At 62.6% G+C, this 14056-nt stretch carries 4 protein-coding genes; 2 read left to right on the top strand and 2 right to left on the bottom strand.

Features of this window, described 5'->3' with window-relative positions:
• Positions 1-19: 19 nt before the first annotated feature.
• A complete protein-coding gene (locus AC0NID_RS11975) occupies positions 20-670 on the bottom strand; it encodes a type III secretion protein (RefSeq protein ID WP_473454692.1) in 651 nt (216 codons plus the stop codon).
• 202 nt (positions 671-872) lie between these two features.
• Between AC0NID_RS11975 and AC0NID_RS11970 the strand changes: the two genes are divergently transcribed.
• Complete coding sequence (locus AC0NID_RS11970) at positions 873-1616, top strand: L,D-transpeptidase (protein WP_473454693.1); 744 nt, start codon at positions 873-875, stop codon at positions 1614-1616.
• Positions 1617-1665: 49 nt separating this feature from the next.
• Positions 1666-2628, top strand: coding sequence for a LysR family transcriptional regulator (locus tag AC0NID_RS11965; RefSeq protein ID WP_473454694.1), 963 nt, complete (start codon positions 1666-1668; stop codon positions 2626-2628).
• Here AC0NID_RS11965 and AC0NID_RS11960 read toward each other — a convergent pair.
• Positions 2601-14009 carry a LysM peptidoglycan-binding domain-containing protein gene (locus AC0NID_RS11960; RefSeq protein ID WP_473454695.1) on the bottom strand — a complete coding sequence of 3803 codons (11409 nt, stop codon included), beginning with the start codon at positions 14007-14009 and terminating at the stop codon, positions 2601-2603. The two genes, AC0NID_RS11965 and AC0NID_RS11960, sit on opposite strands and share 28 nt — an antisense overlap.
• Positions 14010-14056: the final 47 nt, after the last annotated feature.

Here is a 14056-nt window from a genome sequence, read left to right as displayed (position 1 = left end):
AACCTGCCCTCCTGCTTCCTCAGTTCGGCTTGCCGGAGGGGACATTCTGCGCCTCCGCCTGTTTTCCGCGGAAAACGCGGACCGGAACGACTTTGCCAGTATCCTGCTTCGTGCTCGGCGCCGCAGGAACTCCCAGTGTTTTCTTGACGAGCTCAAGGTAGGATGGCGGCCCCGATACCGAGACAACATCGTCTTGCTTGGAAACCTTTATCGGAAACCTCGGATCGATGACCCCCAGCCGCGAAAGCCGATCTTCCGCACTGGCAGCCGCATTGGTATCAAGCGGAATCATTTCCGTCCGGACTTCAGCTTCGGTCGCGACGTTCATGACGATGCCGTCGAAATGCCAGACCAACCCGTATCGACTGCAAATCTCCTGCAGAAACTCGCGAGCCGTTCCAACCGGCATGCCGGCACTTAAACGTCCCCTTACGAGCTTGCTTACACGCATGGGTACCCGCATGTTGCGGCCTAGCTCGACCAGCGCGTCGGGCACCGACTGGTCGACGGTGATGTATTGGTACGGGCCGGCAGGCCAGCGCGGTTCGGCGGCATTGGCCTGCGACGAGACAAGGCCGAACGCCAGGATCGTCGCGAGACGGCAGGCGGCGAAAGCAGCCCTGGCTCCCGAGAACCTATCCGCATGGCAGGTGTCGCGTCCCGTCAACATTGGTCCTATCGCAAAGGGACGCACGAGCGATGGCCCGCGTCGCTTGTCTCATGGTTTACCCGCCGATTCACTGTATCGCGCACATCATAGAATTGGAAGTCCAATTGGATTGCGGCTAGGCATTTGGTGCCAAATGTTGCGAACCGCCAGCAAAACGATATGGTGCGCGCTGGAATCAGGTGGCCGCTGGTTGGACGCCTGGATGCAGAAGGGATCGGTCTTGGTGGCGGCAAACATGATCCTGCTTGCGAACTTGCCTGTTCCCGGCAGCGTTCCGGGAAGCAGAACCCCCATCAGTTCACGCCTCAGTCAGAGATTGTGTGCATCAGTTCTGGTTGCTGCCACGTCGATTGCAGCCATGGCGCCGGCGCAGGCCCAATCGAATAGCGGTTATGACCCACGAAGCTGGAATTACGATCCGGCAAGAAATGTGCTGATCTCGCCTTCCGCTCCCGGCCAGACTTCGGATGAAGAAATCCGGCCCGAATGGTCGGCAATCCCTAGGGTGATCGTGCATTTCAGCGAGGCTCAACCGGAGGGATCGATCGTGATCAACACCACGGAGCGGCGCCTTTACTACATCCTGGGGAACGGCAGGGCGCTGCGATACGCGGTTGGCGTCGGAAAGGAGGGATTGGAGTGGTCCGGCCGCGACACGATTTCGGACAAAAAGAACTGGCCAGATTGGCGGCCTCCGGCCGAAATGCGATCCCGAGAAGCATCAAAAGGCCGCATCCTGCCCGCGCATGTCGAGGGAGGACCGACCAATCCATTGGGCGCGCGCGCATTGTATATCGGCAACACGCTTTATCGCATCCACGGGACGAACCAGCCATGGACCGTCGGACAGGCCAACTCCTCCGGTTGCATTCGCATGACCAACGAAGATGTCATCGATCTTTATGACCGAGTGAAGATCGGCACCCAGATTATTGTACGGCGTTGATGGTTCGACACCCCCTCCTCCGAAAGCCGCAAATGGGTGACCTGCCGTTGTGATACCTTTCAACATCAAGCAGCTCGAAACCTTTCTCCTAGTGGCCACCTTCGGAAGCTTTCGAAAGGCGGCGGAACGCCTGAACACCACGCAGCCGGCGGTGTCCACCCGAATTGCCGGGCTGGAGGAAGCGCTTGGCGCCAAGCTGTTCGAGCGGCAGAGCAGCACAGTCAAGCTGACCGCCGAAGGACAACGGCTGCTACCAGCTGCTCAACGGGTTCTGCGCGTAGCGGAGCGGCTGCAACTGATGGCCAGTTCTCTTTCAGAGACTTCAGAGACGACGAGGGTGCTGAGGCTTGGGGTCGCCGAAACGATCGTGCACACTTGGCTCCCGGATTTCCTCAAGGCACTGCAAGCAAACTACCCGCTTGTCGAGACGGATATCGTCGTCGATGCGACGACCACCCTTCGAAACGAACTCATGTCACACCGGCTCGATCTAGCGGTGCTGATGGGCCCTGTCCTGGAGTATAGCATCGAGAATATCGCGATGCCGTCCTTTCCTCTTGTCTGGGTCTGCTCGCCGCAGTTGGAATTGACCACCCGACGCAAGGTGACGCTGAACGACCTGATGCAGTTTCCAATCATCAGCTATGCGCGCGCCACGAAACCCTATAGCGAACTCTACCGCAAACTCACCGGCGAATTCGAAGAAACGCCGCGCATCTTTCCAGCCAATTCGCTGGCCGCCTCCATCAAGATGACACTCAACGGAATCGGAATAGCCTCCCTGCCGGAGGGAGTCGTCGAAGATTATATCGCAAGCGGTAAACTGCGCATCGTCGAATGCGAATGGCACCCGTCCGACTTACAGTTTACCGCCTCCTACTCTTCCGAGCCATCCAATCCGATAGCGGAGCGGGCGGCAAAGCTGGCCGCCTGCGTTGCGCATGCATATGCTGCGAGAACCGATAAGCTTAGGCCCGCGGTTTCTCAGCCGACCAAGGTGGCCGGCAGGTAGATACGGTCACCTGAGAAGATCAGATCCGGGCTCAGAATATGATCCATGTTGAGCACCACCGTCTGCGCCACATCCGCAGAATGGGTCTTTGCGATCAGGCGAATGCTGTCGCCATCCTTGACCTCGACCCACTGATAGCCGTCTTTCTCCAGCGTTGGGTTCGTGCGGCCCTCAGGATTGCTGCTGCCCTCGGCATGAGCCTCGACATAGTCGCCGGAAACCCATCCGCTATGCATTTCGCCGTCTGATCCGAAACCTTCGACGGGTATCCAGGCCTCTCCTGACGGGTCGGTCGATGGCTTCGCGGTCTGTTCGACGAATGTGCCGGATTTTAGAACCGTTACCACGGTCGAATCCCCGTCAGGCTCGGTCCGCAAATTCAGGCCGTCATCGGCGACCACGACAAGCTGCGGGAAATCCTCCTCCCGGATCTGCGGTTCATCTGGGACATCCGAGGGATCATCGGGTTGCTGGGACGAGTGATCGCCATCGGGTTTTTTCGGATCGGGCGGAGGGGTCGTCTTCGGGCCCTCCCAAGGCTCCGCGAGAAGGGCGTCCAGCGAGAAGAGAAGCATTCCAACGCCGAAGGTGATGCCCAGAGTCCACCGATCCAATGCAGCCCATCTTTTGTCGGACTTTTCCGCTGCCGCGATCTCAGCATCGGTTCGCGGCACTGAACGGCGATTCGCCTGGTCCGTCCTGTAGGCGGATGCCCAGAATTCCGCACAGCCGAACGTGAACATGGTGCCGGCGACTGTGGCGATCGGCGCCGGCCAGGACTGCACCGTATAGAAGGCGCAGCCAAGCACATAGCCGGGTCCAGCCAGATATTCGGCCAGGTTTCGGATCACCGGTCTGCCGGTGAACGACTGCAGCATCGACTTCGTGCCATAGACGATGTTGCCGAGGGTGAACGTGCTGTTGACGACAAGATCCTTACCCTGGATCATCCCGGTCGCAGCACCCGGCGCTGCGGCAATGAATGTAGCCCCGCCGAGCGCGTTGAGGAACCGCCCGAACGGCTTGTGACTTGCGGTTGCGTTGGGGAAGATCGCCTGCGCCCCGAAAACGGCGCCTCGCACGCCAAATGCCACCGCTCCGGCGGTGGCGGTCCAGGTTGGCGGCAGCGAGCTCCACAGCATGTAGGACGTGCCGGCCATGGTGCCGAAGGTGTCCAGCGCAGCCTGATATTCCTTGGTCCGCGAATAAACCAGCGCGCCTTCCACAAGTGTCCGCTGATCCGGCGTCATCGACTTTTTGTGGGTCGCCCGAAATGTCGTCAGCTGCAGTACCGAGAGCGCATTGGTCTGGTCCACGCTCATCCACTCGAACTGCTCGAGCGTGAACCTACGGAACTGGCCGGGGCTCATTTCCCCGAACTGTTTTGGTGTCACCGCTTCGATCTGCGGCTGGGTCAGGGCTTCGGTGTGATGGACCGTGAATCCACCCCATTGATCGCGGGTCAGCACCGGAATCTGCTTCTCGGTCAGCCACGGCACCTGCTTGGGATCGAGCTTCGCTACGTCCACGGAATCGATCATGGTTTCGGGGATCGCCGGAACCTGGCGCTCGGTGAGGTTCTTCAGCAATCCGGCCTCGCCCAGATCCTCGAATTGCTGTGACGTGAACTTCGCGACCTGGCCGGGCTTGAACCACGGAACCTGGCGCGCTTCGAGCTTCGACACGTCAACGAGCTCGACCATGTCTCCTTTTATCGCCTGCAACTGCGGTTTCGTCAGGTGAGGCGTCAAACCGGCTTTGCCGAGATCCCGGAACTGCTGGTCGGTCACATTCCGGATGTGGCCCTCGGTCAGCCAAGGAATCTGTTTCCCGTCGAGGCCCGCGATGTTGACCTGGCCGATCTTTGCCTTCGGGATACCGCGAAGTTGGCTCTTGGTCAGATAGGGCAGCAAGCCGGCCTGATCCATGTCGCGGAACTGCTGTTCCGTCAGCTCGGCCACCTGCTCGCGCTTTAGCCATGGAATCTGGTTCGGCTGGAAATCGCCCATGACGAGATCTGGCACCTGGTCAAGCGGAACCGCTCTGACGCCATCGCGGGTGAGCGGCCCACTGTTCGGATCAGGCTGGCCCCTGTTCGCCGGGCCGGGACGACCGGTTTCAGCCGGGGGATGCGAGCCAGTGGACGCATAGTAGTCGTATAGTTCGTCCGCATACCTGCTATAAAACTCTTGGTACGTAACGTCGGCCGTGCTCGTCCCCTTTTCGCTGAACAGCGTCGCCATTTCGCCAATGGCTTGCGATCTATCGATGTCGCCGGCCTTATAACGGGCGAATACATCGGCCTGCACTGGATTCCACTCGGCGCCCAGAATGGCGGCCGGCTTGCCGCCATTGACCGTAAGCTCGTCAGCAGCGGTATATTGAACGAATGTAGCTTCGCCCTCGACGTTCAAATAGGCGGCGACGACGGCATCCTTGTATGCCTGACGACCCGGAAAATTGTCGGGATGGAGGTCGATTGGAGCGTCCGAAACGTGGGACAGCTCATGGCCGAGCATGTCGACGAATTCGGCAAGTACGGTGTCCGCATCCGGGGCATGGAGTGCCTCGGGATCGACAAAGACTACTCCCAATTCGTTGACGTATTGTGATCCGGTTGCGGACAGATCGTCGCCGGAATTCGCGTCAAAAATCCGGAGGTCGTTCCGTGCCGGATTGACGATGCGTACGCCTTCCGCGTGCGAATGACGCAAAAGTTCCATCAGCGTCGGGGACCGGCTGAGCTGATCTGCAAGATCAGCTTTGGTCATTTCCGGCATGCCGAGATTCTGAGGCAACATGTGGTCCAGCAGGCTCGACGCTTCCTGGCGGTTGGCGGCGATTTCGGCGTCAGTCAGCGGTTTGGCGAGCGGTGAGCTCTGCACGCTGCCAGCCTCCATGACCGGCCTACCGAAGGGTGACCGGGGACCCGGGTTCCTCGGACCAACCGGCCCATCGCCGGCTGGCGGCAAGGCGTTCGGCGGCGGCACGTTGTGCAGGACATCCTGCTCGAGCAATTGGTTGAGGTAATGCGCCTGCGTGGGCGTCAGTTCGCCGCGAGCCTGCTGATCGAGCTGTTGGCGCAAGGCCTTCCAGGCAGGTCCGCTCATGCCGTCGGGCCGCCTGCCGGCGGTGGCGAACGGGTCCGGGTAGGGCGCGGTGCCCAGTTCCGGGAACACATCCGACACGCGCTGGCCGGCGAACTTCAAATCGCCGTGCGGCGATGCCGCGACGTCGGCGAGGTAGGTGTCGAGATGATCCAGGACCTCCGGCGTCAGCCGCCCATCCGATTCTTCCAGCGCGGAGAAAACCTTCTGCGCGCCTTCGGAGGATCCGGGGTGTGCGCGGGCGGAGCGCGTGTGCGGCACCAGGTCCTTCCTCACCGAGCCGAGTTCCGCCGTCGTTAGCGGCCATTGCCCAAAGTTCACGGCGAGACCGGCGCCGTGGTCCGTGCGGTCCAGGCGGTTGAGTGGCCCGGCGCCTGTCTCGCGCGGAACGCCCTCGAAGGCAGGGCTACCGCGCCAGGGTTCCTTGCCGCCTCCGAAGGGCGGAAGGACATTGTAGTTCCGGTAGAGAACACGATCCTCGAAACCGGGCACCTTGCCTTCGGAGCTATAGTGGCTGGCACCACCTCTCGTGGCCTCCTCCCAGAAGGAGGCTGCCCTTTGGCTGAGCGGGCCAGGCTCCCTGTGCGTATACCCCGGCCGACCGCCTTCGCCACCGAGATAAAGCAGCGTGCGTTTGACGTAGGCCCCACTCAGAGAGAAACCAGCGATGGATATGGAAGCGCCAACGGCGTTTTCGCTCTGGAACGTGTTCTTCGACAGCATCGGCGCCGATGCGACCCACCGGGCGGATGGAGCTGCAGCCTCGTCATAAGCGAAATTCGGCCGGTATCCATTGACGAAAAGTTTCTGGCCCTTCGCGTCGTTGGGATGGACCGGGAGCAGAAAGCCCGTGCCATCCGGGCCGTTGTTCTTCAGGCTGACTTCCCCATAGACCTGCCGGCTGGGGAGTGGCACCTTAATGCCGAGCATCGATCCGCCGGGGCCGACTGTGCGGGCGACCTGGTCGTTCAGCATCGGCCCACCCAAGACATTGGCTTCGTGTTCCTGCAGGAACCAGGAAACGGTGGCGCGGTCGGACCGCCAGACCCCTTGTGCATCCGTGAAGAATGTCGGGGCGCGCCACGAACTCGCCTTGTCGGCATCCAGCAACCGCCCCAGCAGGACAGGCACCTCGCTGTTGATTTCGGTCCCGGCCTTGGGCTTGCTTCCGGGCAGCGCGTTCTCCAAGGCGTGCGCGAGCGACTGGACCGCGGGGTCCGCGGATTTCTGCTGGTTGGTTGCGTAACCACGCATCTCTCGCCAAAGATACGGTGTCCAGGTGTCGTGGCCGGACAGAACCTTCTCATTGTAGCGGCCTTCCGGCGAAAGCTTGCCGGCGGGTTTGAACGAAGACGCCGGCTGGAGCTTCGGGCCGTAGACCCAGGTGCTGCCGCTGTCGGCTTGCAGCACCTGCATGAGCGCATCCTGCTGCGCGGCGGTCACCGCCTTGCCGGGTTTGGTGGCGCGACCCTTGAAGACGGGCGCGGCGGCATTTGCCACAGCGGCAAGACTGGGATCGGTGGAGCCTGACGCAGCCTTGAGGTAATCGCCGACGATGCCGCGGCCGGCATCGGTCCAGCCGGCTTCTCCTGGCAGCGCCCCGGCGGTAAGAAATTGCGAGCCGCCGGGCAGCCTGCCGTCGGACGACAGGCCAAGCCGCTCGATCACCTCTCCAGGCGCGACAGGCAGCTTGCCCTGGGCACTGAACACCTGGAGCGTCGTCAAGCCGTTCATCGAAAGCTGGTCGACCGGCTTTGAGCCGGTGAACAGGCTCTGCCCGTCGGCGTCGAGCATCTCGACAAGCGCATGATGTTGGGCCGGCGTCATCTCCGTGCCGGCTTGAGGCAGACCCTTGCCCCCGAACTGCACCCTGGTCCTGGTCACCGCGTCGCGGACGAACGGATCGCTGGAGCGCTCGAGCGATCCAAGATAGTCGCCGACGAATGCCACCTGCTCCGGCGTCCACGTCGGCGCGTGCGTCGCCGCATCGTCGGGAAGCGCCGGCAAGGTCGCGGCCATGGTCTCGCCGAGCGCCGAGCGATGGCTGACTTCCGGATTGTCGGCAGGATCGAACGTATGGACTTCCCGTGCCGGGGTGTTGACCCTGAGCTGGCCGTTCGGCGTGGTTATCGACCCGCGCTTGGCGCGTTCGACGGTCGGGCCGGAACCCAGGTAGCCGGCCTCCGTGGCATGCTCGCCCGGCAGGACAATGTCGCCGGTCATGCTCGCCTGCGGGCCGGCCACCATGACCTTCGCCGGCAGGTATTCGCCGCCGGCCTCGACATAGATATCCTGTCCGGCGGTGACGCCGTCCTGCGGAACCGGCCGGTGGTAGATACTGTCGACCAGCTCACCGAGCTTCGGATAGTCATAGCGGGGTTCGGTGTTCAGATAACGCGTGCCGATGCGCCGCAAGCCGGCTTTGACCGCATTGAACGTCTGGCCGACGCTGTACGGGTTTGACGAGAAATTGTTGATGATCGGCGTGCCGTCGGGCCGAACCGGGCTGGCGCGCCCGGTGTCCGTCACGGCCGGTGGCTCCGTGCGGGCGTTCGGATCGGCTGTCCAGCGGCCGTCGGCGCCGAGGAAGAAAACCGGCATCGACGGGTCGAGTTCGACAGGAGCCGGCACCGGCTCCGGCGCGGCCGTGATCGCCTTGGGTTCGGGTATGGCGACAACCCTGTGCCCTTCCGGTAGGTTGAAATCGACGAGCATCTCGCCGGTATGGCGGTTGCCGAGAGTGTAGCGCATCAACGGGCGGGTGCCTTCCACCCCACCTTCCGGCAGCTTCGCTCCGGAAGGCCCCTGCCGCTCGGTGGTTTCGCGGCTCGAATCGTCGCGTGTATCCGTCTCGGACTGGAGCAGGAGCTCGTCCGGAGTGGCCAGCACGGCCGGGTCGGAAGGGCGTGCGCCGTCGAGATAGCCCGTCTGCTGCGGATCCTTACCGCTGGTGTAGACGTGTTCCGCGGGCCTCGGCATGCCGGTGAACGTCTTGGTCGCCGGGTCCCAGACGAGCCGGAAGCCGCTCTGGGCCGGGCGCATCGTTCCGTCGCCGCGAACCGGCGGAACCACGATCGGATCGCCGTCGGCCGGGGCGCGCACATTCTGTTCACGCGCGCCCTGGGCGCCTCGGTCGCTGGGATCGCCGCGCTCGCTCGGGGCGCTCGGCGCTTCATCGTGGACGTTGACAACCGTCCCCTCGACGACGGGGTGGCTGGGATCGTGGAAGACCAGTTCGTCGGTCGGGCGATAGACGCCGCCGGGGCCTTGCTCATGCACGACCATCGGCCGCGACGGCTGGCCGTCGCCTGATGGATCACCCTTGCCGCCCGTGGGTGGCGGCGGGTTCGGACCATCGGACTCGCCGGCCGGCAGCGCGCGCTGACCGGGATTTCCGGCCTCCGCCGCGTTGCGGAAACCTCCCCGGTCACCGAAACCAGGCCCCTGCTGGCCGGACGTTTCGCCGACCACATCGCCATCGATGATGATCTCATCTGGATCCGGCATGACATGTTCGCCGGTGGGCCTGTAGACACCGTCAGGGCCCATCTCGTAGACGGCCCGCGGTTGCGGCCCCGAATCCGGTCCGCCAGGAAAACTGGCCGACGTATGGGTTCCGCTCCGAGTACCGCCCGTTCCAGGCATGTTGGACAACAGCGAGCGGCCGCCCAAGCCCGTGCCGACAGTGCCGACGCCTATGCCCATGACTGCGTTCGCGAGCTCGAGCAGGGACATCTCGCCGCCATGCGCCGCCAGATCTTCCACCGATTTGCCGAGCAGTGGGACGCCGGTAACCACGGCGCCGGCATCGAGGGTCCACGCAGCGTTCGTCAGCTTGTTGCCGCTTTGCATAAACTCCGAGACCTTACCAGCATAAGTGGCCTCTTTTACGTTTACCTGGAATCTGCCGATGCCCCAGCTGGCATCCTTCATGCGGGTCATCCCGAAGCCGCCTGCGAAGGCCTTGGAGGTGGACAGACCGGACTTGGCCAGGCCGAATGTGCGCAGAGCTCCGGCGCCTACGGGCAGGAATGCGGTTACGCCGGTTGCGATATTCCAGGCCGACTGACTATCGAAGTCGCCGCCCTGAAGAAGATGCTCACCCTCCCTGTACAGGGCCTTACCGCCCAGGGCCGTACCGGAGGTGATCGCGATTGGAATGGCCCATTGACCGCCCGGCACGAACGAGACGATGGTGGCGGCGCCCGCCACGATGCCAAGGCCAATGTCTGTCGCCTTGTCCCAGAAATCCACTTTGCGTGCGTCGGCCACTTCCAGTTCGTCGACCGAAAAACCATCCTCGCCGAGCGACATGTCGCCGCCCTTGGCCATGACCAGATTGCCCTTCTCGCTGAAGATGCGATTCTCGTGCTGGAATTCATCGAAGGTGCTGTAATATTTACCAGAACTGTCGACATAGCCGGCTTCGTTTCCATCGCTCTTGATCGCGAACAAGGCCGTCGACGATTCAATCCCGCCATCAAGGGAGAAGATCGGCACGACCTTGACCTCGGCGTCGTCGCCGGCGCGGTCGGTGATTTCTTCGGTGACCTTTTGGACGTCTTCGCTCGACGCATCGAGGCCGAGGGTCTGACCAACGGCAATGCTGAGTTCGTCCGGCGTATATGACTCGTATTCACCGGTGAAGCCGGCCTCGTAAAGGTTCTCGAACTGAACCTGATAGCTGGCCAGCGCCTGGTCCCGGTGTTCTTCAAAATACTCGTATTTGAGTTTCGCCTCGTGCTCCTCCAAACCATATTCGAGAAGCTTGGGGTGGCTTGCGGAAAAAGCGTACCAGTCGCGTCCCGCCACCATCGCCGGCCGTACGTTTTCTTCCCAGTCCTCCAATTGGTTCTTTTCGGTCTCGGCCTGGTCTCGATCGATTTCCGCGGCCGCAACTTCGGGGTGCACCCACAGCTTCTGGCCGTCCATCTCGATCTGGACCCACTTGCCGCTGTTGCCGATTGCGCCCGGCCCCTGCTCTTCGTAGGCCGCAGCAACCTCCGGCGCGACCCACAAATCGCGGCCGTTCACCGTGATCTTCACCGCCGCCTCGCCCGGCTTGAGCGTGCCGGCGGGCGCCTCTGCGGTTCCCGGCCCGTAGTCGGTGATCGCCTGGTCGCGTGCCGTCGTCGCCTCGACGAGCGCCGTCCTCGCATCTCTCAGCCCGGCATCGAGCTGGTCGACCTGCACGCCGACAATCTTCGACCTGGCCGCGTCCAGCGCCGATTGCGATCCCGTTCCGTTCGCTGTGCATACCGGCGCCGACGATGTGTCTTGCGTCGAGGCCTGCATCTCCTGCCACTGCTTGTTGAGTGGATCGTTGCGGAAGTCTTCCCTGATATTCTCGTCGTTGAGGTCATATGTCAGGGCAGATTTATGTACGTTCGTGTCATCCCCATTCTCGTCGGTGAACGTGGCGTTCTCATAGACGGTAACGACGTAGAGCTGACCGTTCTCCTCGATTATGTCTTGCGATTCTATCTTGCCGGTAAACTCACCATGTCCATTGGTGTATCCTTCCCAATCGAAATGGTGCGGGTTTCTCTCATGCGCCTGCGCAAGCAGTTGCTGCTTGAGAGGCTCCATGGTTACGGCAAGATCCGCCGCCTCTTTCTGCGCAACCCCATACTCCTGATATGCCTCGGCCAGGGTCACCTGATTGGCCGCGGCCCCCTGGAGCGTCTGCAGACCTTCAAGCCGCTCTTCGATGGCCGTGTATTCGGGGCTTCCAGCCTTGGCATCGGTAAGCTTCAGCTCCAGCTCGGTCGAGCTGATCATTTGGTCGATCGTGGCCTTGTTGCCGTTGGCGGTGTGGAGCGACACGTTCGTAAAGAGCTCGGCGACCTCCGCGTGCGCGGCTTTTCCTTGCTGGTTGGTTTCCTCGGCACTGGGACCATCCATGCTGCTGGCAGCCGTCTGGTTGGGATCGCGGAGCGTTGGCAGGTCAACCTGTTTGTCGATCGCTTCGAAAAGACTGTCCTCCGCCTGCTCGTATTCGGCCCGGGCAGTGCTGGCGCTTTCGAGCGCGTTATTGGCGAGGGTCAACCGGTTTTGCGCATCCGCCAGCGTACCCTTCGGCTCGGGCGGTCCCCAATCCAGTCCATAAGGTGCCAGCACCTCGTCGAGCGTCGACTCGGCACCCTGCATGGCGTTCTTGTATTCAGGGTCCAGCGCATAAACATCGAGTTGCGCCGCGCTCTGCTCGGGCCTTGCTTGTGCCTCGCCGAGGTTCGCAATCGCCACGTTCTCGGCTGCGATCGCCTTGGCCACCTCAGGGTCGAACCATTTCCAGCTCCCGTCGACCAGCAATGGCACCCACTTCCCGCCCGAAGGAGCCGTGGGTGATGGTGGGTTCCCGTACGGACCAACAGACGTGGGACCACCGTCGAGAGTCGCGCCGGTTGCGTCTTGTCCCGGGCCATACTCTTCCATTGCAGCGACCACGGCCTGCTGCTTCTCAAGCGCCTCCGTCGTCAGCTCTGGCGTCGCCCCGCCGAATATGCCGTCCAGCGTCGTCTTGACGACCAGATCCTCCCTGGCCTGCTCCGGGTCACTGCTGTTCGGATTGATGGAAAGCAGCAGCTCAGCCAGCGCCTGTTGTGCGGTGCCGGCCGCGATATCCGTGACGGCTCCGGTCGTATCGTTGGTCAGCGTAATCTTGCCGTCAGGCGGCGTGGTCAGCGTGTAGCCGTTAAACGTCACATTGACGGTAGTCCTGGTGCCGCCTTCAATGACTACCGTTTCTCCGGGATGAATAAGGTCGGGATCGCGCGGCGAGGTGAACAGTTCCGGATTGCTCTCGGCGAGATCCTCCAGCGTCACACCGTGCGCCTCGGCGATATCGCTCAGATTGTCGCCGGGCTGGACCTCGTAGTCGATCGGCTCGCCGTCATTCAGCGTCTCGACGATGGTTTCGGTGCGTCGGCCGTCCTTGTCGAAGACGATCGTCGTTTCGGTGTTGTTCCCGGGATCGACGATGGTGGTGGTCTGCTCGCCGGTCTCGGTGTTGCGCTCGGTGTGGCTGGTCCTGCCGTTGCCATCGATCGAGTCGGTCGTCTCGGTATTTCCCTCGACGGTCGTCACCGAGGTCGAACCGTGATGATAGTCGTTGTTGTAGGTGACCGTCCTGCCGGCCTCCGGATCGGTGACGACAATCTGCAGGGTCTCGCCTGGGTCGCCGCCCTGCGTCACTTCGAGGCCGGCGGCATTCAGTTCGGCGATCACCTGCTCGGGCGTGAGATCGCTCGCCTCGGCGATTTCTTCGAAGCTCTTGCCCTCCGCAAGCTGTTCCTGGATCGACGCCGCGCCCGAACCGTCCGCGGTCTGCGTCTGCGCCAGGATTACTTCTTCGCCATCCGGCCCCGTGACAGTGGTTACCGGCAAAGCGACACTGTTGTTGGGCGTTACCGTCTCAACCCTTGCGCCGTTCGGCAGGGCCTTATCCACCGTGACGGTGCCGTCGGCGGCCGTGTGGGTGGTGGTGGTGATGCCGGTCTGCGGGTTCGACGTGCGTTCGGTGACCGCGCCGTCGCCGAGGTCGGCGACGTGTCTGGTGGTGATCGCGCCCGTCTCCGGGTCGACGCTGGTGGTTTCCTTGCGGCCGAGATCGTCACGGATCGGCGAGGAGGTCGCCTGCCCGTCGGGGCCCGTCACTTCGGTATAGTAGCCGCCGTGATGATAATCCTGGTTCTCGGTAATCGTGCGGCCGCTGCGGTCGTTGATCACCACCGTGCGGGTGTCGCCGTTGGCGTGTTCATACGCCGTCGCCGTCATCTCGCCGGCATTCAGAGCCGCCACCACCTCCTCGGGGGTCATGTCCCGCTCGTCGGCGATGTTGTCGATACTCTTGCCGCCGTCGATCTCCTCAAGAATGTCATTCGCCTTGGTGACTTCCGGTGAAACACCGCCGTCGTCGGACTCACCACTGGTCAGCAGGAGATTTGGCGTACCCCCAAAATTCTGCGTCGTGAAAAGCGCAGGGGCGGCGGTGGTGCCGCCGTTGCCGTTTGCTGCGGTGACTGGGGCAGGCAGCTCCGGTGCTGGCTGCGCCGCCGGGGCGGTCGGCTGTGCCGTCGTCAGTTCCGCATTGACCTGCGTTAGCCGCTGGCGAGCGCTTGCAGCCGCGTCGGCCTCGCCCATCCTGTTGGCAAGCCGGATTTCATTTTGCAATTTCGTGGCTTCGGCCTGCAGCCGCGTGATCTGCTCGGCATTGGCCTTTGGGTCGACCCTGGGCGGCGGAGGGGGCTTGAGGGTGGTAATCGGGCGGATCATCAAATAACCTCCGGAGCCGGTCCAGTCCTGGTTCAGCCAGTCTGCCT

The sequence above is a fragment of the Mesorhizobium sp. WSM4821 genome (genome assembly GCF_055901555.1).
This window is presented reverse-complemented; position numbering and strand designations above follow the sequence as displayed.